We start from the raw sequence: 22222 nt of genomic DNA, 5'->3' as shown, positions 1-22222 counted from the left end.
ATCCGAACCTCACCCTGCGGCAGCTCCTACACGGGGAGAGTGATATTTAGTTTTTAAATAGTACCGGGGAAATCTGATTTGCCGATAAGTGCGCCACACCGCCTAATCAGCAGCCTCCGCAATCCAGAGTCTGCCGATGGAAAACGTCCGCACCACCGCCCGCCCCGCTGTCTGGCTGATGTTCGGGATCATCCTCGTCGCGCTGAATCTGCGCCCGTCCATGGCCGCCGTCGGTCCCTTGCTGTCGGCCATACGCGGCGACATTGCACTGAGTTTCAGCCTGGCTTCGCTGCTGACCATGCTGCCGGTGATGGCGATGGGACTGGCGATGTTTTTCGGTATTGGCATCAGTCGACGTTTGGGCGAGCAACGCGCGGTGATCCTGTCGCTGCTGATTATCGGACTGGCGACGCTGTCGCGGCTGTGGCTCGATTCGGCGCCGCCGTTGATTGGCAGCGCGGTGCTGGCGGGGATTGGCATTGCTTTGATTCAGGCGTTGATGCCGGCGCTGATCAAGTCACGCTTCCCCGATCATGTAGCGCTGTGCATGGGCCTGTATGTCACGTCGATCATGGGCGGCGCCGCACTGGCCGCCTCGTTGTCGCCGCTGGTGCTGGTGCAGTCCGGCAGTTGGCGTATCGGGCTGGCGATCTGGGCGGCACTTTCTTTGCTCGCGTTGCTGGTCTGGCGGACACAGTCGCCCTCGTCATCCATCCAGAACACCGCTGCAGGAAAAGAATCCTTCGCGCGTAATACCCGTGCCTGGCTGCTTGCCATCTTTTTCGGCCTCGGCACGGCGTCCTACACCTGCGTACTCGCGTGGCTGGCGCCGTATTACGTGGAACAAGGCTGGAACGAACAGGATGCCGGGCTACTGCTGGGTTTTCTGACCGCCATGGAGGTGATTTCCGGACTGCTGACGCCAGCCATCGCCAACCGCAGCCGTGATCGTCGCGCGGTCCTGGCAGCCTTACTGCTGCTGATCATCACAGGCTTCTGCGGGCTGGTCCTCAGTCCGCAACACCTCAGCCTGCTGTGGCCGTGCCTGTTGGGGCTGGGCATCGGCGGCTTGTTCCCGATGAGCCTGATCGTCTCACTCGATCACCTCGACAACCCGCAGCGCGCCGGCAGCCTGACCGCATTCGTGCAAGGTGTCGGCTACTTGATCGCCGGGCTTTCGCCGCTGCTGGCCGGAATGATCCGCGACCGGCTCGGCAGCTTCGAATGGGCCTGGTGGTCGCTGACTGCAGTAATGACGGTGATGTTGCTGATGGTGCTGCGTTTCGACCCTCGGCAGTACGCCCGACACATCCGTTAAAGCCAGATACCATCGCCGGGCTAGAGGCTTCTTGCCATCTTTTTGCGGTTTATCTGGCGACGTCGTGTTGCTAAAACTTTCTGTCCCACAACTGACATTGAATCGTCCTACAAAGCTTTGTCCTGGCACCATCGTTCCGTTACGATCATGCGCACACGTTTGCGCGGATTCAGCGCAAGGAGCACAGCGAGACGGAACGGATGCTGAACAGTAACTTGCTTCGAAAGCTCGACATGCAGGACCTCATGGTGTTTATCGCGGTGTATGAGCAAAGCAGCGTCACGGATGTCTCGGAGACGCTGTGCGTCAGCCAGTCCACTGTCAGCTACTGCCTGAAAAAATTGCGCACCAGTTTCGAAGACGATCTGTTCATCAACACCCGCACAGGCATGCGCCCCACCTACAAGGCCGGCACCATGTACGGCCATGTGCAGAAAATTCTCGAAAGCATCAACCTGTGCCACGCCGGTGCCCCGGCCTTCGACCCGACCCACCAAGCGAAAACCTTCAACATCTGTGCGCCGGAATACTTCGAGCAACTGGTGTTGCCGCGCCTGTTGAAGCGTTTCGACTTCGACGATTTGCCGGTGGTGGTCAACATGCACAAGTTCGAGACCGACGTACCCGCCGACGAACTGCGCGAAGGCAGCCTCGATCTGGTCATCTGTTTCGGCCCCAACTTCCACCGCAGCCACACCGACCTCAAGTCGCGAATGCTGCTGGAAGACGATCTGGTCTGCGTCTTCGACAAACGCGCCACACCACTGGAACCGCGTCTGAGCCTGCAGGCGTTCACCGAGCGCCGACACGTGTTCCCGACACCGTGGACGTCCTCCACTAACATGGTTGATGGCTGGCTGGCGCGCCAGGCGCAGAAACGGCAGATAGTCGCCCGCTCCAACAGCTACAGCGCGGCGCTGAAAATGATCACCGGCACCGACTTCATCCTCACCCTGCCCCGGCGCATCCAGCGTCTGCTGACCAACGACGCGGTGTTCAATCATTGCGAAGCGCCGAACGGCCTGCCGGGGTTCACCCTCGACATGCAATGGAGCCAGAACGCCGATCAGGACAGCGCCAACGTCTGGCTGCGCGAGCAGGTGATCAAGGTCTGCAGTGAGCTGGAAGCGGCCTGAGTCCTACACGCCGATGGCGGTCTTGGTGTAGGAATCGCGGTCGATATCGAGCAACTCCACACAGAGCTGCACTTCAACCCCAGCCGGCCACTCGCACAGATCCTGGAGCACCGCCAACAGACTTTCCGAGAGCTGCTTCTTGATTTGCGGCGAACGACCGCTGAGCAGCGCCAGCTTCACGTGGACAAAGGCGCGTTCGCCCATGCCGGTGCCCACCTTGAAAGTCTCGACCTTCACCGCCCGGCTTTTGATATCGAACTCCGCCGCGAACTGACCGGACCCCACCAGCGTGTTGTTGAGCCGGATCAACGCCACATCCGCGTTCAATTGCGGCAGGTTGGCGGTGTATTCCATGTGCAGATGTGGCATGGGGTGCTCCAGTCAGTCGGCAGAAAGGTCGTACATATACCACAGCATTGCCCTGCTCCCGTGCGGGTTTTTGCCTGCTCGCGATGAGGACGTCTCAGTCAAATCAATATTGTCTGATACTGCGCTTTCGCGAGCAGGCTCGCTCCCACAGGGGAGATTTGTGGTGGAATTCAGGGCGCGGTCAGTGGCCGTTCGCTCATGAATGCCTCAAGCCGCGAACGCAGCCAGCGTTCGGCCGGATCGCTGTCGACATGGCTGAGCCAGACCATCGACAGATCCAGCATCGGGGTCTTGAACGGGAACGGTTCTTTGAACAATCGACCTGAAGCCGCCATGGCTTCGGCGGTGTAGTCCGGCAGGCTGGCGATCAGGTCGGTACCGGCGAGCAACGCCGGCAGCGCACTGTATTGCGGCACCGACAACACCACATGCCGGGTGCGACCGATTTCCGCCAGCCACTCATCGGCATAGCCGCTGATGTTGGCCGTGTGCGACACCAGTACGTGTGGGCGTGAACAGTATTCGTCGAGGGTCAGCGGTGAGTCCGAAGCATCGGCACGCAGGATGCTCGGCTGGATATGCCGCAGCAGCTTGCGTTTGGCATTGGCCGGCAAGCCACGGGTCTGGCTGATGCCGACGGTAATATCGCCGGCAGCCAGCAGATCGGGAATGCGCCAGTAGTCGACGTGTTGCACCACGAACACCACGCTCGGCGCCTCCTGGCGCAGTGCCCGCAACAGCGGCGGCAACAGGCCGAACTCGACATCATCGGACAGGCCGATCCGGAACGTCATGTTGCTCACGGCGGGGTCGAAGTCGTGGGTCAGGCTCAGCGCCACCGACAGCGAGTCGAGCGCCGGCGACAGATACCTGAACAACTCTTCGGCGCGGGCGGTCGGTTCCATGCGATGGCCGACGCGGATGAACAGCGGGTCATTGAACATCGCGCGCAAGCGATTGAGCGCCGAACTGATGGTCGGCTGGCCGAGAAACAGCTTCTCCGCCGCCCGGGTCACGTTGCGCTCGAGCATCAAGGTCTCGAACACCACCATCAGGTTGATGTCGGCCTTGCGTAGTTCATTTCGATTCATCCATTGCCCCCGATCCCCAGACTGCTGGCAGTGTATGAAGTCCTTGGGATCGGCGTCTATCAGACGATTGGCGGTTTGTTCGACAATTTCACTGCACCGTCAGGGTTTGCAATCCCAGCCCCATGACTCGCGCATCGTCATTGAAGCCGAGTTTTTTCGGGCTGACCGCATCTGGCAGATGCAGCTGGACATTCAGATACTCCTCGGCGACCTGCGCCGCGCTGAGCGGAATTTCCAGCCGATTACCCTGCACCTGGGTCAGACGCGTCGACAACGCCTCGACGCCATTGATGCTGACGATCACCCGCTGGCTGAGGTTCGGCGGCATGGCAAAGGCCAGGGCATCAATCACCAGCGCATGCGAGCCGGGAGCGACGCGCAGCAGTAGTTGCGCATCCTGTCCGTCACTCCAGGTGCCCCAGGCTTCCGGTGTGGACCAGCCTTTGACCAGTTGTCGAGTACTGCGGTTGAACGTCTGCACCAGCCCCGGCTGGCTCAAGGGTATCGGCGACAGCGCTCGCCCCTGATCGACCATCGCCAGGCATTGATCACAGTGTTTCCAGCCAGGAGCCAGCACGACAAAGTCGTCGACCCGGGTCAACAGATCGCTGTCGCTGCGAATGCTTTTTACCGCCAGCATCAGCGCATCGTCATCAAGGATGTACAGCGAGTCGGGGTCGTACTGGCCATTGGCAAGTTGGCTTTGCGTCGTGCGCTGCAGCTTTTCCAGGGCTTGGGGGCTCGTACGCCCCAGGTAGGCGGCATCGGTTTTCAGCCCATGGGTGGCGGCGAAATCGGCAATCGCCTGCCACTGGTCCGGTTGATTTTTCGGCATCACGGCACGGATGCTCTTGTAGTGCGCCGCCGCACTGGCCCAGAACGGATCATGCATCGGGCTGGCCCAGGCCGACGCTTCGGGCAGCATTTTCGCTGCTCTCAAACCTGCCCAGGCAATCCGGGTGTCGGTGACTTGCACCATTAACGCCAGCGCCAGCAGCCCCATGGCGACTCGCGTTCGATAGCCGCGCACCACCAGATAAGTCAGCAATATCACGATGACGTAAAACACCGGCCAGAACATCCGACCCGAGGCACGAAAAATATTCGAAAGCTTCACCACAAACTTCGGTAACGGATAACTGAAAGTCTGCAGGCCGACGCCGATATGGTTCGACAGCGCGAACAAGGTCAACCCGATCAACGCCCAGAACAGCAACGGACGACGGCTCACCAGTGCCTTCAGCGAAATGCCGCTGCGGTACCCGCCAATCAAGGCCAAGGGCACCAGCAACAGCACGCCAAGCCCCAGATAATTGAAGCCTTCGTAATCGCCGCCGGCCGTGGGAATGTTAGTCAAAATGTAAGACCAACCGTCCGCATCCACCAGCGACAGCAGGTTCATTCGATAAAAGCCGAAACCACCGCTCACCGCGCCACCGGAAATACTGAAATAACCCGCCTGCCAACAGCACACGCTCACCAGTGCGAACAAACTGCCCAGCTCGATCAGGACCTGACGGCGGATCAGCTTGCCGCCCCGCAGCTTGCCAAGCAGATCAGCCACCCAGATCAGCGCCACCATCCCCAACAGGTAGGCATGCACCAGCGCTGTCGCGGCCAGCAACATGCCCCATGCCAGACGCCGCCGCTGCAGTGCCGGATACAACGCCAGGTACAGCGCCGCAAGAATCAGAAAGTGCCCGGCCAGCGAAAGATGACCACCGGTGCGCAGAAACATCGGCGGCGAAAATACCAGCAGCCCGGTGCCGAGCAAGCGCAACTCGGGATTGTCGGTGATCAGTCCGAGCAGCTTCCAGGCAAACCAGGCCTGCAGAACGAAACACAGCAACAACCACATGCCGAAGTACTGGAATGTTTCCGGCAGCCACGCACTGAACGGCTTGAACAGCAACGCCAGCAACGGATTGGAATCGGAAAAAATGATCGCACTGCCCAACTCCATTCCATAGGACGGATTCAGCCCGAGCGGAAAGGTCCAGGGCGAGTGGCGAAAGAACGCCCAGCCCAGGTAATGCGTCGCCGGGTCGCCGTCCTTGAGCCAGGCAATGTTTTGCGGATCAAGGGCACGCGGGCCGATCACCAGGAAAAACGCCAGCGCTCCGAGCAGGAGCGGCAACAGCGCCAAGGCCGGATGCTTGTTCAAGCCTTTCATCGGTACGTCCAGAAATTGTGCAGCACAAAGGTGAACGCCGGAATGATCAGTGCCACGGCACCGATGCCCAGCAAATAGTGCAGTCCAGCCAATTGCGCTGCCCACGCAACGAACATCGCCAGCAAGAACCCGCCGAAGGACACCAGCATGAACCGCACCAATGTTCTGCCATGCAGCCGCGCGGAGAAACTCCAGGTGGTGTTGATCACGTAGGACACCACCGTCGCCACAGCGAATGCCACACCGTTGGCCAACGGCGGATGCGGGGCCACGAAGTTGATGAACAGCACCGCCACCAGCGCATGCAGAGCGGTGACGAACAGCCCGGTCACGGCAAAGCGCAAGCCGCGCTGGATCAACGCCGATCTATCGGCTGAAGTCACGGTTTGCACGCCAGCACAAACACGCTCAGACCGGCCAGACGGTTCATGCCCATCAGCGGCAGTTCAAGGCGGCAGAGGGTCTTGAGCACGCCGTTGACCAACGGATGATGACGCTTGAGTTGAGACTGCGGCGCGGCGGCCTGCGGGCCTTGGGGCAGCAAACGCAAGACCGCCGCGATCGGAAACACCGCACCGAAAAAGTAGGCACCGCGCTGCACAGTCAAGCCGGCGTCACGGGCCAGGGCTTCAAACTGCGCCAGGGTGTAGCGGCGTTTGTGTTCGAGGAAGTCGTCATGCCCGCTCCACAGAAACTGAAACGCCGGCACGGTCATCAGAAAACGGCTGCCGGACGGCACTTTATCGACGTAAGCCTTGAGCAGGCCGAGGTCGTCGTCGACATGCTCCAGCACGTCCATCAGCAGCACCAGATCCGCGTCGACGGCTTCGATATCGCGACGATAATGCACCGGTTTGCCGGCAGTGCTTGCATCAGAATCGGCAGGGTAGCTGATATCGACGCACCACGCCTCCTGCGCCGAGGTTTGGGTCAACAGATGATGCGAAAAAAAACCCGACCCGGCGCCCACGTCGAGAATCCGCGTGATCGGTGCCTCACCGAGCAGGCGCCGCGTTGCCGCCGCTTTGGAGCAGTAATACCAATGCTCGCCAATGCTGTCGCCGAGGATGTCGGTTTCCTTGAGATCCATGTATCAGTCCTTGGGGTCATAGACGCGACGCACCAGAAAAACCGGCCGGCGTTTGGATTCGATGTAAGTACGCCCCAAGTACTCGCCGAGTACGCCGATGCCGATCAACTGCAGGCCACCGAGGAACGTCACAGCCACCATCAACGAGGCATAACCGGGCATGTCGACGCCGTGGATCAGCGTGCGCACCACAATAAAAATGGCGAAGGCAAACGAGACCAGCGACACCGCCGCGCCGATGTAAGTCCAGATTCGCAGCGGTTCGGTACTGAAACTGGTGATGCCCTCCAGGGCAAAATTCCACAGCCGCCAGCCGTTGAACTTGCTCTGCCCGGCCACGCGTTCGGGCCGCTCGTAATCCACATGGGTGGTGCGAAACCCGACCCAGGCAAACAGGCCCTTCATGAAGCGCCGAGACTCGGGCAAAGTCAGCAAGGCGTCGACCACGCAACGGTCCATCAGGCGGAAATCACCGACGTTTTCCGGCAGTGGTTGTTCGGCGATCTTGTTGTGCAGGCGATAGAACCAGTGGGCGGAAGTCTGCTTGGCCCAGGTGTCGCTGCGGCGACTGATGCGGTGGCCGAGCACGACTTCATAGCCTTCGCGCCAGCGCTCGATCATTTGCAGAATGACTTCGGGCGGGTCCTGCAGGTCGGCATCGATGGGGACAACGATCTGCCCGGTGGCAATCTGCAGGCCAGCGGACAAGGCGGCCTCTTTCCCGAAGTTACGGCTCAGATCGACGATGCGCAGCCGCGAGTCGTGCCGTTGCCGCTCCAGCAGCCCCTCAAGCGTGGCATCGGTACTGCCGTCATTGACGAACACCAGTTCCAGAGCAATCGAGGTCTGCTGCCGGAAGACTTCGTCGATGCGCAGAATGAACGCGTCGAGACTGTCCTCCTCGTTAAAAACCGGGATAACCAGCGATAACGTGACCCGTGTGGCCTGTGCTGTTCCATGCTCAGTCAAGGGAATGCTCTTTTTATAGTGTTTGTCGGTCGTCGAAGCATTTTCGACACCATGAGCCGTCCCGTATTAAGCAGTAGCGCTGTTAGCCTTGCAAGGCGCAAATGGCGACATTCCGGCCAATCCAGACGCCATTGCGCACGCTCTAGCCCGCACTCCTCAGAAACATCTGCCAACGATTGGAAACAAATGCTCGATAGCGAAAAAAACTCGCTCCGCTAGGCTTGCGTCGATGCGACACACAGGTTGTCGCAAACACCATCGCAAGGAGCGAACTGAATGTATTTCGAGATCTACAGGCAATCCCGAGGCACCTCGAGCACCGGCAAAGGCCAATGGCGCTGGCGGCTGCGGGCGGGAAACCACGAGACGGTTGCCAGTGGCGAGTCCTATGTGAACAAGGCTGACTGTTTACACGTGATCGATTTGATCAAGGGTGTGCAGAGCGATACGCCGGTGAAGGAGATCTGACCGCACCGGGCAGCACAGCGCTGCGTCCTACAGCCTCTTCCTTTTTTGCCTGCACCACTGGCGAAGCACTTCTGCGCCCCTACGCTCTTCAGCGTATGGGGCGATCCAGCCCTGTTAAGCCATATGACGTTCAACTCAAAAAAGGAGCCGCACCATGGCTAGAGACAAAGCAAAAGACGACAAACACTTCAACTGCACCCAAACACACGAAGCCGACTACGTCGCCAGCCTCTACCCGCACGCCAAGGATGAAGTGAAGACCTTCCTGGCCTCGGCTTGCAAGGACAACACCCTGCGTAACTCTACGCATAAGGAAGTGTATGACTTGATCAAGCAGAAGCTGGGGCATTCACAGCCGTAAGTGGCTGAGGCGGGTGTTTGGTAAAGCCCGCAGATACAAAAAAGCCCTGTAGCTTCTCAGCTACGGGGCTATTTGCTCTGTTCGGGAACGACGTACAACCGACAGACCAGAATCAAGCTAGGCATGGGCCTCTCGGTCAAGAACATCCGCAACCCACTGATTAATGCTTTTTTGAGCCAATTGCGCTTTTACGGCAACAGTCGCATGAAGAGCTGGCGCCAAACGCAGACTGAGATTGCCCGAATAAGGCTTTTGAGGAGCACGGCCCAGTTTTGCGCAAGTCTCCAGATAGTCAGTAACAGCCTCTTCGAACGCTGACCGAAGCTCTTTTACAGATTCGCCATGAAAACCTACAACGTCCTTGATCCCAGCGATATGACCAACAAAAAGACCATCTTCATCACTGTATTCAATTCGGGCGGCATACCCGTTGTAATTCATCACGTTCATGGAGTGACTCCTGCTTGTTCAAGAAAAGCCCGAGCATCACGAACCTGATAGGGCTTTGCTTCTTTATCCGGGTGAGGTCGGTGGAACGTAGCGACCACACCTCTTAATTCAAACCGAACTCGCGAGCCATTGCCTTCCAAGGTTCTGGCCCCGACCGCATTGAAAAGAGACTCGATGCGCGCCCATTCCAACGTGGCGGGTGTGGGTCGTGAAAATATAGCTGCGAGCGTACCGAGCTGTTTGTTGTTCATAGTATTACACCATGATACCGCGCAGGAAAAATTGCCAATCGCGATTCATATCGCTGATCGATGAAGCGCCCCCCTTTGAACAAGCGGACAACGCCACCCTCCAGGCTTGAAAAGCGGCGTCTTTTTCTCCGAATTTCGGTCAATATTGGGCACGCAGGTCAGGATAAGGAGTGATTTGAAACAGAGCTGTAGGTAGACTCCGAGAGTTACGTACGAACCGGCATCAATCGAGTCACATCCGATTATCGACTTTTCAACCTCGGGTTCCGACGACAGGATTTTCTGATTACTCAAGCGAGCAGAAACAAAAAAGCCCCGTAACTCTTCAGCTACGGGGCTTTTTCTATGTAATGGCGGAGAGATAGGGATTCTAAGTCCCCCCCTACGCAAAAACCGAAACCCCTCCTAAAATGGGCATTTTCAGGCACCTTTCAAGCTTACCTCGCATTTTTGGTCCAGAAAACTGGTCCAGAAATGTCAAAAATGATGCTAGCCTCCGATTATACAGATTGCGCCACTCGGAGAAACGGCTATGACAGACAACCTCAGATTGAAGGTAAGCACGTATCACGTGCGCGTAGCAGTGCCGCCAGAGCTGCGGCAGGTACTGGGCAAGTACGAGCTGACTAAGAGCCTCAAGACCGGCAACAAGGCAGAAGCCAACGCCCGCAAAAGCCAAGTGCTGGCGGTGTGGCGAAAGGAATTTGACCGTGCAAGGGCACAGCTTGAGAAAGGGACGACATTCGATTTTGAGGAAAAAGCGTTCAATTACTCGAAAGAATTTGAGCGTCTAGGTGAAGAAACGATTAGCAAAATACTCAAAGAATCAATGTGGCTGGACTACGCGCACACGATTGAAGGAATGCTTCAAACACAGCTTTTCTTTTTCAGATCGAGCTTTGAACAAAAACAAATGAGCAAGAATCAATTTGATCATTTGACTCAGTATTTTGAAAAATGGAAAGCAGATTGGTACAAGCCTGAAAAATTCAGCCAAGACGCTAACGGCAACAAAACTAATCTCTCGATTGGTGAAAAGGTTCAAGCATATTCTGAATTCACGAAAGTATTTAATGACCTTGCAGCTAGTGAAATCACACACAATTCAAATCTAAAACCAAAAGAAACTGAGCGTGTAAAAGAGATTTTGGTTTCACCAATTTCTTTTACTCCAAAAACGCCTTTCTCTGATAGTCGTCTTGAAGACTTTTCAAAGCACCAAATCGAAGTCAGAAAGGTGATTCAAAAAACTGTTGATATGCAAGTCAGTCGCTTGAAAACGATTCGTGAATTTATGACTCAAGAAAAGCTTGAGCTAAATCATAAAAGCGTTAGGACGTGGATTGAAACAGAGCAATCAATTACAGCAAAGACCAAGAAGCAATACATTCTTGCGGGGAATACGTTCTACAAATGGGCCATGAATAACGTTCCTGACTTTGAAGAAAAATATCAGGACATAAAGCCCCCGTTTCAGAATCATGAATTCCCAATAGCACGTACTGGTAAAGCACAAAAAGAGGGTAAGCGTAAGAAATACACGAAAGATCAAGTAGAAAGCATTTACGCTAAAGCTAAAGAAATGAAAGGCAAAAACAAACAGCCTTTGCTTGATGCAATCCGTATTGGCGCATTTACAGGAATGCGGATTGAAGAAATCTGCAAGCTCGTTATTGAGCGTGATTTGATTGATGATGAAGGGGTGTATAGCTTTTCGCTGGACGATGGTAAGAACGAATCAGCAATCCGCAACATTCCTATTCACCCTGACCTTTTGCCTTTGATTGAACGCCTCAAGGCCGACTCCAAAGATGGTTTCCTAATGCCCTCCCCTGCTGGGAATAAATATGGAATAAGGTCTGATTATTTGTCCAAAGCATTTGGACGTTTGAAAACCTCAATGGGCTTCGATGACAAATACGTATTCCATAGTTTCCGTGGCACGGTCATTACAGAATTGCAACGCGCAGACGTTCCAGCGTTAACTATCGTTTCAATTGTTGGTCATGACCACGGCACAGTAACTTTTGATATTTATTCAGATGGGGCTTCTGCAAAACAAAAATATGAAGCCATTCAAAAAATCAAGTATATTTTTGAATGAGCATTGAATTAATATTATTATATGTTACGGTTAAGGTATTCATTTAACTAGATGAATACCAAAATCAAACTAGGAGACTAAAATATGACAATGACAGATCAAGAAATACTATCGAGAATCAGAAACAAAAACACATTTAGCGCAAGATCAACAATAAAAAAGAGCGATCTTTTAGATAAAATCCAATGGAGAATGCACTATGAGCATGAATACTTAATCAACATAAACGACGTTGTTGAAGATTTCACAGGTCAAGAAAAACTTAAAGATAAAATATCAGAGATATTCAATCACGAAACAAATCCATTGGTTTCTCATTCAGAATTTATGGAATGGTATGAAGATGACGAAAATGAATTTTTTATTTACGGGGAATTTATTTCAGAAAATGAATTTTTGATGAAGATTAAACTCAGAGAAAACAATTCTGGTAAATACTTCAAAGATTTGGATGGCACTGCTACAGTCGTACTAACTTTTCTAGAAAACAATACTTATAGACACGATACAGTTTTTTTAGAAGATGATATTGCTCTTATAGAAAAACAAGCTGACATTTGGCTAGAAAGATTATCAAAGAAATCTGAACAAATGGTTCGCTTCGTCAAATCATTGGTAAGCAGCCATAAAGATAATTCAGCAGAAGAACTAAACTTCAATGAATTTAAAACAGGCAGTGACAAATTTAGTCATGAAGTAGAGTTCATAAACAAAGGAACAAACGAAATTCTTTCTACAAGCTATCACGAAATAGCAAATGAATTGATATATCTAGATGTGGACTACAAATCCAAAACAATATTAAAGAAACAAGAGCATCTAGAAATAATGGAAAGTCTCATACCCATGCTACAATTAAGATGAAAACAAAAAAGCCTTTAAACAAGGCTTTTATTTTTTGTATTAATTTTGACCTTTTCAGAACAAACCCAGATTACGCAAACTTGAATTAATCTTAAGGCATGAGATAATTAATTATATAAAAACAACAAAAGGAGACATATGGATTTAAACGACAAAATAGACAAGCTTGTTCAGTTGATCGACTGCAATTATGAAATGAACGGCTTTGGGGTTTCTGCATGGTCTGACAAGGACATTTTAGAGTTTGCTGGTATCCAAGCTAGCGATTTCAATTTAAAGCTCGCAAGAAGCGTCTCAGACAAAATTGAAGGGCTTATCAAAGACAAGCAGAAAGGCCCAGTGCAGGCGATTGAAATAATGGCACAGCCAATCTTTCGTGTAGGTATTTTAAAAGACGATGAGACAGGTTTAGACAGGTATTTTAAAGCTGTCGATGCTCAAGCTGAGAAGCCGCACAATCATTTCAAAAAACCAAGTCTTGGGCGTTGAGTATGAAGATTCTCAATTTGGATTACGCAACCCTAGTCGCTGACCGTGATGCAAACGGCATTCTTGCATTGATTAACGAACTTTATGATTCCAGTACAAGCCAGCAAAACTTTCAGATTAACGTGAGCAAGGTTTTAAATCTGGATATCGAAAGATATTTCTTTGAATACATCATTTCAGCGGTATCACTTGCTACAAACACAAGGCTTGTGGAGTACATTGATGAAAACACGTTGAAGCTTAAATTATATTTTGATAGAGATTCGACAAACGGATTCTTCACAGACCGAAGGTGTAAAGGACACACAGGAACAATCACAGCATTGCTGATTAGAGACAATGACGTTCAATATAGTTTAGACAATGAAGACTTAAGTTATCTGATAAAAAGAATAGAGTGCTTGGAAAGACAGCGATTGAAGCTCACAAAAAAACATAGTGAAGCTTCAATGATTCATTATCTTTATAAAGATGAAATCATAAAAAAAACACGTTCTGGCAATAGCAAAAATCCATTTCCCTCATCTAAATGGTTAATAGATTATTTTCAACTTTTAGCCTGTATGGATCTGGCTTATACAAAATCAGTCCACATGGACTCATATGAATCAGTGTCTGGGATTGTTTGTAGGATCACAAATCGTGGATATGACGTGATGAAACAGGCGGGAATTGAAGTGGAAAGGACGAACCGTTTCTTCACAGTGATAGCATTTCCAAATGTAGAATGAATGGCAGTCCTTCAAAGCCCTACCCAAGCGCAAAGCGCCCCAGAAATGCCTTTATTTAAAAAGCTTGTAATAGTCCTTCATAAGTCCCAAAGGTTCGCCAGCGCCGACTGGTAAGCTGTTGAGGTACATATCAACCTTTTCTGAAATAATGATTTCATCTTCCGTCTGGTCTTCTGTCTTGGTTGGTTTGTTCTTTGCGGTTTTCTTCATACAACTCCTTTCTTAGATATTCTCATTAAAATATAACCCGTACAAATAAAATGGCAAACTTGTAAATTTGCGGAGCCTTATATTTATTTTCGTTTTCGACTTGATGAAAGTTTTGTGTGTGGTATTAATATAATAACAACAAATAAAAGCTTCATGAATATTGAAACTATATCCAAGTACATAGCAGCCATACCCACATTAATTCTTTCTGTATTAATGACTTCCTTGACTGCCTTTTCCTTCATATTAATTATTTTAAAGACTCTAGTCAATCCACTTTCTATTTTCTCTATAGCCTTGATGTGCGCAGGAATTATTATTACATTTACCATATTGCTTTTTTTACTTGAAAAATTCGAAGATATTTTTGTAAATACATTCTTTTATGGTTATGCCTTCCTTATCACTTTATGCTTCCTATTGGTGATTTTAGAAAACCCATTTTCTATGCTCAATACAGCCTTGATGTGCGTAGGTCTTATATCTACATTCACCATAATGCTTTTATCACTTGATGTATTTCAAAGGCTTTTTTACGCTTTAATATTTTTCTTTTTAGTCTTCCTAATCCAGTCAGCATCTTTGATAAAGACAACGACCAAAAGGATAAAGAACTGTAATAAAACAAAGGGTGAAGCATGAATAAACCAGAAAAAGATAAAATGCTTGCTAAATTGTTTATCCTTCTGGCAATTACAAGCTTACTTCCTTCGTTAATCCTATATGCGCTTGGCATAAACTTATTAGATCCAGAAGGCGAGCTAGATTTAAAAAAAACTGCTTTACATGTCTTTTTAACGCTCACACTTTTTGCTTACACGATTGACTTTGCATATAATAACATTGAGGAATTTCAAAAACCGATAAAGTTTATACTTGAGCACGTAAATTACACTAAATTAGCTCTTTCATCAGGATGTTACATATTTCTAAAAATACTGGCACACAACTATGAATACGATAGCTCAATTTCACTTATTGATTATGAAGATATAGGACTTACAGTATTCTTGGGATTCTATATAATACCTTGGACGATTATTCTTATTGCAAAAGGAATACCTTTAATTCTTAGTTATATTTTTAAAAATGATATTTTTGATGAAGCATATGATGAAAAATCAAAACTTGTGACGGATACCAACTTGGAATTACAGAATAAAAAGAGGAAGGAAGCCGTCGAGAAAATACAACAAAAAATACGACAACAGAGACACGCCTCTACAAACAAAGAAGAAAAGGTAGTTGCGAACAGAATCATATTGAAAACTGTTGATGCTACAAAAGTTAAAACTCACAACAATAAATTATGAAGGAGAACCAAATGAAAAAAACAATAACCACAATACTCCTTACGCTAATGCTATCGGTGGGTGGTGCCGCCGCTGCTTTACCTGCTATCGGCAATCCTTCTGTAGCTGAACAGGACGTGCCTAAATCGTCACTAGTGAAAGCCATAGCGGGTAAGGTCGTTGAAGCCTCCAGCGTGGCTATAGCGGCTGTGTACATGAGCTTACTGGGCTTCGTGCTGACTCCAGCTCTCAAGGGTTTCTATCTATTCATACAGAAGGCTCTCTATACGTGGTCAAAGGCTCGCTTGGCGCGTATGGCAACACTTGCGGTGAGTCGTGCGCAGATCTATCAGAAACGGCTTGTGAGGCTGAGAAGGACACATAGGAACCCGATATATGGAAGTTTGATTCTTCTAACCTGAAACGGCGCTTAAAGGCGCTTTTTTTACGCCTTAAGTAATGCCCTTCCCTAGTGCCTACGGCACACCAGAAGCTTTTGATCTGTTCTGGGGCTAGTTCGTAGTGTTGTTGGATTTATTGTTTATCTTTTGCGGAGCCTTATAAATAATTTCATTTTGCTATTGATGTTAATTATTTAAGTGATATAACTATATATAGATAACAATTAAACACCAAATGAAAATATCAACAATAGTTTACGCATTCACTCTTTTAGCTTTTTCAAGTATAAGCCTTGCTGGTGATTATCTAGAATCCTCAAGAGAAATAACTGTTAAAAATAGAATCGAAGAAATTAGAGTTTCAATGATTAACTCTCAAGTAGAGTTAGACACACTGAAATCAGAACTCTCAACATTACGCCATTCAGGTAATGCGGGATTTTTCAGAATCAAATTAGAAAAACAAGAAACCTTTGATAAAGACACTTTGAAGGTTTTACCAATGATTAACGCTGAGGAACTGAATTACAAAATCTTCAATCATTATATTGCTTATGAGAGACCTACAGAGGAAACACCACTATTTTTAATTCTCGTCTTATCTGTGAGTGGCTTCTTTTTATTAGGTTTAGTGATACAGAGATTTGGAAAATATAAAGAACAAGAAGCAAAGGTTATTTTATGAAAATCATATCGAAGAATACTTACATATATTTAATCCTTGTTTTTTTTGGAATATTAATAGGTACAGACATTGGTAACTTTAAGGAATATGTTAAGAAAGACAGATTAGAGGAAACTAGAAAATATTGGGATTCTTTAGAGTATAAGCTGATCCCAAATTTGAACATGAGAATCTATGGTGACAAATTTGGCGGTCCCATAATGGAAGCCATGATAAATTCTGACATTTCATTTAGAAAAGAAAACGGATTGAATGACTTAACAGCAATCCCTGAGTTTGAATGCAAAGACAAAGAGAAGGAGGAATATGTCAGTAAAATTGGTCAATGCTATGCAAGAGCATACAAAGAAGAATTAATTGCAGAGTTAGAACGAAAAAAACAATCCTATACAACTTTACAGAATACACAAATCTTTCTTAAAGACCTATTCAACTTCCTTATCAGCAGCTATTCAAGTCATTATTTTATGTGGTTAGCGTGGGCCTACTTCTTATACCCAACAAAGGATGAAGAATTAGAGGAAGGTGAAGGTGAAGAAGCTAAGGAGAAATCATGAAAAATCTAAAAATAAGATACGAATTATTGCTTAAAGAATGTCACAATGAAATAGGTATGATTTTAATGTTGCTCATACTCGCTACATCTACTGGAATATTTTATTTACTAAAAATATCAGCCTTTGTGAATCCAAGTTCTTATTTTGGGTTATTTACTTATATAGGTTTTATCATTTCTTTCTGGCTGTTATTTTCATTTGCTCTTTGTGCGATACCAGCATTGATTGCAATTCGCCTATTAAAAATATTAGATAAAATAATTGCACATAAAAAAAAGGAGAAAAAATGAAAAATACACAAAAAAACAAAATTGTCTTATTCGACTTAGAATTTACAGCATTAGCGCTTCTATTTGTACCAGCTACATTTAGTTTGATATTCTATCTTCTTAAAGCATACGTCTTTGTAAATCCAAATTCCATTATGGGTGCAATCCTCGACAAAGGCATTAGCACTTGTTACTTTTTCTCTAGCTTTTTTGCTCCCGGCGCACTATTAATTTTAATAGGTGGCCTAATTTTAAGAATGGCGCTGATAAAATCTGAACTGAAAAAGCAGGAGGAAATATGAAGAGGGTACTAGATTTCTTTAAGCACATGCCCATTCATTCGAAAGCAGGAACATATGTAATATTATTTATGCTTCTAACTAAAACTCCTTATTATGAAACAAATTATCCGATACTTGGTTTCATCTCAATGCTTTTGGTAGGTTTCTGGTCAATTTTAGCTTTTCCAATTATAGTGTCAGAGTTTTATAAATCAGTGATAGAATTAATAATATCAAGGAGAAGAAAATGATAGTGCCAAACAGAACACAGAAATTAGCGCCATACATGCTAATACAAAGCAATCTTGAACAAGTTGAAAAAGATGAACACAACAGATTTAAATTTGAACTGATACCAAAATTTAGCGGCGACATGAAGACTTATATCAAAGACTGTGAGAAATTCTTGTTTAACCGATAAATCAAAAGAAACTGAGATAACAAAATAAAGGAGACATATGAATAAAAATAAACAAACAACTAGATTGAGGGATACTAAAATTTACAACGCTAAAAAAGGCATAATAGAGGATTACTCAGAAGTACCAGAAGAAACAAAAATACAGCTTTCTAGGGAATACGCTTCGACGTTTGATGTTACCCAGTTAGATTTCATGTATGACGGTACAGAATTTAAATATATCGAGATAACTTTAGAGGATAAAATAAGGTTGTCCAAAGAAGATTCTTATTCGTCCGGGGTCGATGAACTAAACTTTTTGAAATTTCTGTTTGATGATAAAGCGCCTTGAGGTGCTTTTTTTGTGTCTGTAGAAAAGCCCCTTTTCTAGTGCCATAGGCACACCAGAAGCTCTACAGCTCTTTCTGGGGAGTTTTGGTGCGGTAGGTTAACGTCTTTGTAAATAAACTTTTAGATTTTGCGGAGCCTTATATTTATTTTCATTTTACTATTGACGTTACTAATTCAAATGGTATAACTATATATATAAACAACAATTATAAATATGAAAACAACTAAAAGAGCAAAAAAGAATCAAGCTAGACAGAAGTTGAAACTAGAATCTGCAACAGCAACCAAAGAAGTAACTCAAGAAGATGATACCCTTGATGATTCCAAAAATATCAAAAGTGAAATCATTCTATTCATTGTCACATTAGCTTTTACAGTCATTATGATTTTTCTTATGGGAGCCATTAGAATGAACCCATTTGCGGACAACGGTGGCCCATATGTAAAAGCAGAAGAAGCATTTGGGACTGATTATGAAGATAAGGGAAACGCTATCTTAGAAAAGCCTCACGTTGAAGGGTTGAAAATAAATAACAATTCACAGCCGTCTAATGAGGATTTTAAAAAAGCTTTGTCATACAATACAAACCTCCTGAATTATTTCAGTGCCGTTAAAAAAGAAAGAGAAGACTTATCAAACAATGAAAATAACGATGATGTAGAAATAAGACGTGTAAGAGTTGTCCCAGCAGCGGGCGGCGAAGCCAAAGATGAATTTTTTAAATGATTCTGAAAGTTAACTCCGACAAAGACCGAACAAAATATTCTAATAACCTATAAGGAGCATAAATGGAAATAAGTAAAAATGAAGTAAAATTTTTATTCAGACTAATAACACCGACCAATCTCCTAGACCGTATAAATTTTATGAATGAAAATGGCGGTCATCTATACCGAACAGGTAGCAACACGGGCACGACATTACGTTACAGAAGGATTCAGTATTTGATTCAACAGAAACTACTGGAATGCACTGAAAACAAAGTTACGCATAAACAGATGTCTAGAATTTATGGCGACTATGACGGATATTACGAAACAGAGAGATTTTATAGAATCACGCCAAAGGGATTTGATCTTCTACAGCATGGTTTTTCATTCCCAATCACACGTCACGAACGATTTTGCAAAATTGATTAACATTGAATCGAAGCGCTAAGGCGCTTTTTTTGTGTCTTTAGAAAATCCTTTCCCACGCCATAGGCGCTCCAGATGCTCTATAGCTTTTTCTGGGTTTAATGGGAATACGGCATTGCTTTTAATATTTAACATTATTGCGGAGCCTTATAAATATTTTAATTCCTCTATTTACATTTACCTTTTATATAATAGAATAATAATTAGACAACAACAAAAAGGAACAATATGACTAAACAAACATACAAGAAAGATAAAATAGCAGCACCCTTATTAACAGTACCTTTTCCTGAGACGGTATTGCTAAAAGAAAAGAACATTTACTACATTAAGGTAAGCGTGAACCAGCGTATGATTTTAGCTTACGCTGGCCCTACTGCTAAGCACAGAATCATCAAAGACTTCGCAAACCACCTCCAGAAGCATCTTCACCTACACGGCGGCAATGGTAAGTTCTTCGACGTGAAAGTCTTTCAGGACACGTTTAAAGGCTGGTTTAAGGCGTTAATTGCCAAGGACGCTAGAACCTACTCAATCCACGATGAAAAGGACGCCATAGCCCAAGGGAGAGCTTTGATTGAATCCTTCATGCCGATAGGTACACCCTCCCCACCTGCTGCGCCTGTCCCAGCCCCTATAACCTTTCCCCTCAACACAAAACCAGTCCTAGCTGTAGATCCTGCAAAGCCTCTGGAAGCTGTTGAGGTGGTTAAGCTGTTGCTTAAAGACGGTAGTGACGTTGTAGTGTCATTCAAAGAAAAGCTCACTGAGCAAGATATAGACATGCTCTGTGCGTATCTCAAATATAAAGTCTTGTAGGAAGTTAGTTTTAAGAGGCCAGCTAAAAGCTGGTTTTTTATTGCCTAGAATTTGCGGAGCCTTGTATTTATTTTTAATACACTATTGATAAGGTTAAAATAAATGATATAACTATTTATATAACAACGAGATATTATATGATTTCAGACAAAAGACTCAAAGGATCAGAATACATGACAATTCCTATGTATATGAAAATGAAAAGAAAATGGAAAATATTTGATGTAGCGTATTGCATAGTTATGAGTTTGATAACGCTTGGAATCGGTGCGGCATTTACGATATTTTTAAATGGATTTTTCGAACCAGCAGTAACAGCGCTTACGAAACAAGCGGATTTTTTATTAGAAACTCTGAATAACAGTCATAACATTCAAGACTTAATTATAAGCGTCTATAGAAACTCCAGTAATGCCTTTGAGGACGTTCTTGGAATGTTTATAACTCCTTTTTATTTGGTGGCAATGTTTTTTAACCTAACTATGAGCACGCTATTAGTTTATTTGCATTTGCAGACAGCTTTTTGTGCAATGCTTGAAAAAGCGGAGCCATATAAATATTTTAATAACGCTATTGATGAAACAAAACAAAATGCTAACCTATAATAAAAAAGGAGAAAAAATGAACACCTTACAAAACATAAAAGGAATACTCAAACACACAACACCTATAAGCGCCTTCATGGCTTTAATTTCAGTAACGCTTATTGCTCACACGACAAACTTGATGTTTATGATTTCAACATACCCACACAGCGCGGGCGTTATTTTCATGCTCGGGTTTGCATCAGTAGTAGTCGCGATAATAGTAGCTCTTGATTTGGTAGGAAATTATGAACGTTTTAAAGGAATTGACGCTTACATAGAGTCAGAAATAAATAAACAAACACAGGAGAGCAATGGTAAATGATAAAGGAATATCAAAGGCCGCGATAATCACACTGATTCTATATTGCAGCATTGGCTATACATTTGCAGCTACAGACCTAGAATCAACAGCAAACGGTGTTTCTAGTTTTGCTGATGGTTTACAAAAGATTCACATGTTCATTGAAAGCCTTTCAATGTTTGCTGGTTTATTCCTGTTGATAAAATCAATAAAAATGTTTTTAGGCTTGAATACACAAAACGGACCTAAATCATTCGCTCAGCCATTAGCCTGCATGGTCTTTGCAGCGCTGCTTTTAAACCTTCCAAAATTTTTAAATCTCATAACAGTGACATTGCTTGGCGGGGATCACAAATATTGTGACGGCCTATCAAGCGATAGTTCTGGTTGTTGGAGCGCTGCAAGCTCAGAACTAACAGGACCAATTAGAGATAAAGTTGAAGCTATAAACGGCGGCTCAAAAGCATTTATGGAAATCATTGATACTGTTTTCTATGGATTCCTAGTGCTTGGTGTATTCACGATAATTAAGGCTGTGTTCATGCTTTACAGCATTCATTACAAAGGTACTGGTGAGAGTAATTCAAGAGCGTTCGCAATGATGTTTTTCGGCGGCTGTCTTTGTAACATGGGATTCGTGATTGAATTAGCTTTCAATGCACTTAAAAGCTTTGGCATGACTTCATAAATTCAAGATAAAATTAAAGCAGCCTATAGCTGCTTTTTTTATACTCGTTTAATCATAGAATTTTGCTACTATCTTTCCCATACTTTTCATAGAATTTTTCTGTAACAATACTTATACATTCTGGCTTAGAGTTGTCGTAATCAATACGCAAAAGCAATAAAGCTATTTTCGTGCCCACTCCAAAGAACGCAAAAATATCAACATGATTTTTAATTTTTTCTAATTCAAATGTTAATTCGTTAAAAACTCTATCTGCCTCAAGATTTATATAATACTGTCTGTCGTCTTTTTTAGTTTGTAATTTTCTCATGATTTAGCCTATTTTATTTGTTAGTTATTTTGGTTTCCTTCTTTTCGTCTTTTTTCAAAAGCGCCTTGAT

The 22222-nt window shown here is 46.1% G+C and carries 32 protein-coding genes; 22 read left to right on the top strand and 10 right to left on the bottom strand.

Annotated elements, in window-relative coordinates; genetic code table 11:
• Positions 1-136: 136 nt before the first annotated feature.
• Together ACYZUM_RS03690 and ACYZUM_RS03685 are read left to right on the top strand one after the other, a co-directional pair.
• Positions 137-1318 carry a cyanate transporter gene (locus ACYZUM_RS03690; protein WP_108181962.1) on the top strand — a complete coding sequence of 394 codons (1182 nt, stop codon included), beginning with the start codon at positions 137-139 and terminating at the stop codon, positions 1316-1318.
• A 200-nt stretch (positions 1319-1518) separates the two neighbouring features.
• Positions 1519-2454: a LysR family transcriptional regulator gene (locus tag ACYZUM_RS03685; protein ID WP_108181961.1), complete on the top strand. Its 936-nt coding sequence runs from the start codon at positions 1519-1521 to the stop codon at positions 2452-2454.
• Between the two features lie 3 nt (positions 2455-2457).
• Here ACYZUM_RS03685 and ACYZUM_RS03680 read toward each other — a convergent pair whose 3' ends face one another.
• From ACYZUM_RS03680 to ACYZUM_RS03655, 6 genes are all read right to left on the bottom strand, one after another.
• Complete coding sequence (locus ACYZUM_RS03680) at positions 2458-2823, bottom strand: 5-carboxymethyl-2-hydroxymuconate Delta-isomerase (protein WP_041070350.1); 366 nt, start codon at positions 2821-2823, stop codon at positions 2458-2460.
• 170 nt (positions 2824-2993) lie between these two features.
• Positions 2994-3914, bottom strand: coding sequence for a LysR substrate-binding domain-containing protein (locus ACYZUM_RS03675; RefSeq protein ID WP_041070352.1), 921 nt, complete (start codon positions 3912-3914; stop codon positions 2994-2996).
• Between the two features lie 88 nt (positions 3915-4002).
• Positions 4003-6087, bottom strand: coding sequence for a DUF6311 domain-containing protein (locus tag ACYZUM_RS03670; RefSeq protein WP_108181960.1), 2085 nt, complete (start codon positions 6085-6087; stop codon positions 4003-4005).
• Positions 6084-6470 (bottom strand): GtrA family protein, encoded by a 387-nt coding sequence (locus ACYZUM_RS03665; RefSeq protein WP_108184368.1) that lies wholly within the window; start codon positions 6468-6470, stop codon positions 6084-6086. Before ACYZUM_RS03665 ends, ACYZUM_RS03670 begins: the two co-directional genes overlap by 4 nt.
• A complete protein-coding gene (locus ACYZUM_RS03660) occupies positions 6467-7177 on the bottom strand; it encodes a class I SAM-dependent methyltransferase (RefSeq protein ID WP_108181959.1) in 711 nt (236 codons plus the stop codon). The genes ACYZUM_RS03665 and ACYZUM_RS03660 overlap by 4 nt, the downstream gene beginning before the upstream one ends.
• Positions 7178-7180: 3 nt before the next feature.
• Positions 7181-8146, bottom strand: a complete 966-nt coding sequence (locus ACYZUM_RS03655) for a glycosyltransferase family 2 protein (protein ID WP_108181958.1) — start codon at positions 8144-8146, stop codon at positions 7181-7183.
• Between the two features lie 276 nt (positions 8147-8422).
• On the opposite strand from ACYZUM_RS03655, the gene ACYZUM_RS03650 reads away from it, so the two are divergent.
• On the top strand, positions 8423-8614 hold the full coding sequence (locus ACYZUM_RS03650) for a YegP family protein (RefSeq protein WP_108181957.1): 192 nt from the start codon (positions 8423-8425) through the stop codon (positions 8612-8614).
• 154 nt (positions 8615-8768) lie between these two features.
• A complete protein-coding gene (locus tag ACYZUM_RS03645; protein WP_047598090.1) occupies positions 8769-8975 on the top strand; it encodes a hypothetical protein in 207 nt (68 codons plus the stop codon).
• Between the two features lie 117 nt (positions 8976-9092).
• Here the strand turns inward: ACYZUM_RS03645 and ACYZUM_RS03640 are convergent, their stop codons facing one another.
• Positions 9093-9425 (bottom strand): type II toxin-antitoxin system HicB family antitoxin, encoded by a 333-nt coding sequence (locus ACYZUM_RS03640; protein WP_047598089.1) that lies wholly within the window; start codon positions 9423-9425, stop codon positions 9093-9095.
• Positions 9422-9676: a type II toxin-antitoxin system HicA family toxin gene (locus ACYZUM_RS03635; RefSeq protein ID WP_108181956.1), complete on the bottom strand. Its 255-nt coding sequence runs from the start codon at positions 9674-9676 to the stop codon at positions 9422-9424. Before ACYZUM_RS03635 ends, ACYZUM_RS03640 begins: the two co-directional genes overlap by 4 nt.
• A gap of 532 nt (positions 9677-10208) precedes the next feature.
• Between ACYZUM_RS03635 and ACYZUM_RS03630 the strand changes: the two genes are divergently transcribed.
• From ACYZUM_RS03630 to ACYZUM_RS03615, 4 genes are all read left to right on the top strand, one after another.
• Positions 10209-11780, top strand: coding sequence for a DUF6538 domain-containing protein (locus ACYZUM_RS03630; protein ID WP_473061294.1), 1572 nt, complete (start codon positions 10209-10211; stop codon positions 11778-11780).
• 84 nt (positions 11781-11864) lie between these two features.
• Entirely contained in the window at positions 11865-12644 is a 780-nt protein-coding gene (locus tag ACYZUM_RS03625) for a hypothetical protein (RefSeq protein WP_473061293.1), read from the top strand.
• A 138-nt stretch (positions 12645-12782) separates the two neighbouring features.
• Entirely contained in the window at positions 12783-13133 is a 351-nt protein-coding gene (locus ACYZUM_RS03620; RefSeq protein ID WP_473061292.1) for a hypothetical protein, read from the top strand.
• Between the two features lie 2 nt (positions 13134-13135).
• Positions 13136-13864, top strand: coding sequence for a hypothetical protein (locus tag ACYZUM_RS03615; RefSeq protein WP_473061291.1), 729 nt, complete (start codon positions 13136-13138; stop codon positions 13862-13864).
• 51 nt (positions 13865-13915) lie between these two features.
• Here the strand turns inward: ACYZUM_RS03615 and ACYZUM_RS03610 are convergent, their stop codons facing one another.
• Positions 13916-14074: a hypothetical protein gene (locus tag ACYZUM_RS03610; RefSeq protein WP_473061290.1), complete on the bottom strand. Its 159-nt coding sequence runs from the start codon at positions 14072-14074 to the stop codon at positions 13916-13918.
• 153 nt (positions 14075-14227) lie between these two features.
• On the opposite strand from ACYZUM_RS03610, the gene ACYZUM_RS03605 reads away from it, so the two are divergent.
• The 14 genes from ACYZUM_RS03605 (at position 14228) to ACYZUM_RS03540 (ending at position 21842) form a co-directional block, all read left to right on the top strand.
• A complete protein-coding gene (locus ACYZUM_RS03605; RefSeq protein WP_473061289.1) occupies positions 14228-14716 on the top strand; it encodes a hypothetical protein in 489 nt (162 codons plus the stop codon).
• Entirely contained in the window at positions 14713-15387 is a 675-nt protein-coding gene (locus tag ACYZUM_RS03600) for a hypothetical protein (protein WP_473061288.1), read from the top strand. The genes ACYZUM_RS03605 and ACYZUM_RS03600 overlap by 4 nt, the downstream gene beginning before the upstream one ends.
• An 11-nt stretch (positions 15388-15398) precedes the next feature.
• Positions 15399-15788, top strand: a complete 390-nt coding sequence (locus tag ACYZUM_RS03595; RefSeq protein ID WP_473061287.1) for a hypothetical protein — start codon at positions 15399-15401, stop codon at positions 15786-15788.
• Between the two features lie 214 nt (positions 15789-16002).
• Entirely contained in the window at positions 16003-16452 is a 450-nt protein-coding gene (locus ACYZUM_RS03590; RefSeq protein ID WP_473061286.1) for a hypothetical protein, read from the top strand.
• Positions 16449-17009: a hypothetical protein gene (locus tag ACYZUM_RS03585; RefSeq protein WP_473061285.1), complete on the top strand. Its 561-nt coding sequence runs from the start codon at positions 16449-16451 to the stop codon at positions 17007-17009. The genes ACYZUM_RS03590 and ACYZUM_RS03585 overlap by 4 nt, the downstream gene beginning before the upstream one ends.
• Positions 17006-17299: a hypothetical protein gene (locus ACYZUM_RS03580; RefSeq protein WP_473061284.1), complete on the top strand. Its 294-nt coding sequence runs from the start codon at positions 17006-17008 to the stop codon at positions 17297-17299. Before ACYZUM_RS03585 ends, ACYZUM_RS03580 begins: the two co-directional genes overlap by 4 nt.
• A complete protein-coding gene (locus ACYZUM_RS03575; RefSeq protein WP_473061283.1) occupies positions 17296-17580 on the top strand; it encodes a hypothetical protein in 285 nt (94 codons plus the stop codon). The genes ACYZUM_RS03580 and ACYZUM_RS03575 overlap by 4 nt, the downstream gene beginning before the upstream one ends.
• A 437-nt stretch (positions 17581-18017) precedes the next feature.
• Entirely contained in the window at positions 18018-18311 is a 294-nt protein-coding gene (locus ACYZUM_RS03570) for a hypothetical protein (protein ID WP_473061282.1), read from the top strand.
• A gap of 213 nt (positions 18312-18524) precedes the next feature.
• Positions 18525-19037 (top strand): hypothetical protein, encoded by a 513-nt coding sequence (locus ACYZUM_RS03565; RefSeq protein ID WP_473061281.1) that lies wholly within the window; start codon positions 18525-18527, stop codon positions 19035-19037.
• Positions 19038-19099: 62 nt separating this feature from the next.
• Complete coding sequence (locus ACYZUM_RS03560) at positions 19100-19450, top strand: hypothetical protein (protein WP_473061280.1); 351 nt, start codon at positions 19100-19102, stop codon at positions 19448-19450.
• 225 nt (positions 19451-19675) lie between these two features.
• Positions 19676-20266, top strand: coding sequence for a hypothetical protein (locus tag ACYZUM_RS03555; RefSeq protein ID WP_473061279.1), 591 nt, complete (start codon positions 19676-19678; stop codon positions 20264-20266).
• A 173-nt stretch (positions 20267-20439) separates the two neighbouring features.
• Entirely contained in the window at positions 20440-20871 is a 432-nt protein-coding gene (locus ACYZUM_RS03550; RefSeq protein WP_473061278.1) for a hypothetical protein, read from the top strand.
• A 16-nt stretch (positions 20872-20887) separates the two neighbouring features.
• Positions 20888-21175, top strand: a complete 288-nt coding sequence (locus ACYZUM_RS03545) for a hypothetical protein (protein ID WP_473061277.1) — start codon at positions 20888-20890, stop codon at positions 21173-21175.
• Positions 21165-21842, top strand: coding sequence for a hypothetical protein (locus ACYZUM_RS03540; protein ID WP_473061276.1), 678 nt, complete (start codon positions 21165-21167; stop codon positions 21840-21842). Before ACYZUM_RS03545 ends, ACYZUM_RS03540 begins: the two co-directional genes overlap by 11 nt.
• 52 nt (positions 21843-21894) lie before the next feature.
• Here ACYZUM_RS03540 and ACYZUM_RS03535 read toward each other — a convergent pair whose 3' ends face one another.
• Complete coding sequence (locus ACYZUM_RS03535; RefSeq protein WP_473061275.1) at positions 21895-22152, bottom strand: hypothetical protein; 258 nt, start codon at positions 22150-22152, stop codon at positions 21895-21897.
• Positions 22153-22222: the final 70 nt, after the last annotated feature.

Source organism: Pseudomonas sp. m6p, assembly GCF_055760375.1.
The sequence above is the reverse complement of the archived record's forward strand: the minus strand, read 5'-3'. Positions and strand labels throughout refer to the sequence as shown.

Excerpts from the sequence above, each read along its gene's own strand:
- ACYZUM_RS03620 (WP_473061292.1), top strand. The coding sequence starts at position 12,783 with ATGGATTTAAACGACAAAATAGACAAGCTTGTTCAGTTGATCGACTGC.
- ACYZUM_RS03535 (WP_473061275.1), bottom strand. The coding sequence starts at position 22,152 with ATGAGAAAATTACAAACTAAAAAAGACGACAGACAGTATTATATAAAT.
- ACYZUM_RS03690 (WP_108181962.1), top strand. The coding sequence starts at position 137 with ATGGAAAACGTCCGCACCACCGCCCGCCCCGCTGTCTGGCTGATGTTC.
- ACYZUM_RS03555 (WP_473061279.1), top strand. The coding sequence starts at position 19,676 with ATGACTAAACAAACATACAAGAAAGATAAAATAGCAGCACCCTTATTA.
- ACYZUM_RS03600 (WP_473061288.1), top strand. The coding sequence starts at position 14,713 with ATGAATAAACCAGAAAAAGATAAAATGCTTGCTAAATTGTTTATCCTT.
- ACYZUM_RS03675 (WP_041070352.1), bottom strand. The coding sequence starts at position 3,914 with ATGAATCGAAATGAACTACGCAAGGCCGACATCAACCTGATGGTGGTG.
- ACYZUM_RS03630 (WP_473061294.1), top strand. The coding sequence starts at position 10,209 with ATGACAGACAACCTCAGATTGAAGGTAAGCACGTATCACGTGCGCGTA.
- ACYZUM_RS03540 (WP_473061276.1), top strand. The coding sequence starts at position 21,165 with ATGGTAAATGATAAAGGAATATCAAAGGCCGCGATAATCACACTGATT.
- ACYZUM_RS03660 (WP_108181959.1), bottom strand. The coding sequence starts at position 7,177 with ATGGATCTCAAGGAAACCGACATCCTCGGCGACAGCATTGGCGAGCAT.
- ACYZUM_RS03545 (WP_473061277.1), top strand. The coding sequence starts at position 20,888 with ATGAACACCTTACAAAACATAAAAGGAATACTCAAACACACAACACCT.
- ACYZUM_RS03575 (WP_473061283.1), top strand. The coding sequence starts at position 17,296 with ATGAAAAATACACAAAAAAACAAAATTGTCTTATTCGACTTAGAATTT.
- ACYZUM_RS03650 (WP_108181957.1), top strand. The coding sequence starts at position 8,423 with ATGTATTTCGAGATCTACAGGCAATCCCGAGGCACCTCGAGCACCGGC.
- ACYZUM_RS03590 (WP_473061286.1), top strand. The coding sequence starts at position 16,003 with ATGAAAATATCAACAATAGTTTACGCATTCACTCTTTTAGCTTTTTCA.
- ACYZUM_RS03595 (WP_473061287.1), top strand. The coding sequence starts at position 15,399 with ATGAAAAAAACAATAACCACAATACTCCTTACGCTAATGCTATCGGTG.
- ACYZUM_RS03570 (WP_473061282.1), top strand. The coding sequence starts at position 18,018 with ATGAATAAAAATAAACAAACAACTAGATTGAGGGATACTAAAATTTAC.
- ACYZUM_RS03635 (WP_108181956.1), bottom strand. The coding sequence starts at position 9,676 with ATGAACAACAAACAGCTCGGTACGCTCGCAGCTATATTTTCACGACCC.
- ACYZUM_RS03550 (WP_473061278.1), top strand. The coding sequence starts at position 20,440 with ATGACAATTCCTATGTATATGAAAATGAAAAGAAAATGGAAAATATTT.
- ACYZUM_RS03565 (WP_473061281.1), top strand. The coding sequence starts at position 18,525 with ATGAAAACAACTAAAAGAGCAAAAAAGAATCAAGCTAGACAGAAGTTG.
- ACYZUM_RS03680 (WP_041070350.1), bottom strand. The coding sequence starts at position 2,823 with ATGCCACATCTGCACATGGAATACACCGCCAACCTGCCGCAATTGAAC.
- ACYZUM_RS03645 (WP_047598090.1), top strand. The coding sequence starts at position 8,769 with ATGGCTAGAGACAAAGCAAAAGACGACAAACACTTCAACTGCACCCAA.
- ACYZUM_RS03585 (WP_473061285.1), top strand. The coding sequence starts at position 16,449 with ATGAAAATCATATCGAAGAATACTTACATATATTTAATCCTTGTTTTT.
- ACYZUM_RS03610 (WP_473061290.1), bottom strand. The coding sequence starts at position 14,074 with ATGAAGAAAACCGCAAAGAACAAACCAACCAAGACAGAAGACCAGACG.
- ACYZUM_RS03580 (WP_473061284.1), top strand. The coding sequence starts at position 17,006 with ATGAAAAATCTAAAAATAAGATACGAATTATTGCTTAAAGAATGTCAC.
- ACYZUM_RS03685 (WP_108181961.1), top strand. The coding sequence starts at position 1,519 with ATGCTGAACAGTAACTTGCTTCGAAAGCTCGACATGCAGGACCTCATG.
- ACYZUM_RS03615 (WP_473061291.1), top strand. The coding sequence starts at position 13,136 with ATGAAGATTCTCAATTTGGATTACGCAACCCTAGTCGCTGACCGTGAT.
- ACYZUM_RS03640 (WP_047598089.1), bottom strand. The coding sequence starts at position 9,425 with ATGAACGTGATGAATTACAACGGGTATGCCGCCCGAATTGAATACAGT.
- ACYZUM_RS03625 (WP_473061293.1), top strand. The coding sequence starts at position 11,865 with ATGACAATGACAGATCAAGAAATACTATCGAGAATCAGAAACAAAAAC.
- ACYZUM_RS03605 (WP_473061289.1), top strand. The coding sequence starts at position 14,228 with ATGAATATTGAAACTATATCCAAGTACATAGCAGCCATACCCACATTA.
- ACYZUM_RS03670 (WP_108181960.1), bottom strand. The coding sequence starts at position 6,087 with ATGAAAGGCTTGAACAAGCATCCGGCCTTGGCGCTGTTGCCGCTCCTG.
- ACYZUM_RS03560 (WP_473061280.1), top strand. The coding sequence starts at position 19,100 with ATGGAAATAAGTAAAAATGAAGTAAAATTTTTATTCAGACTAATAACA.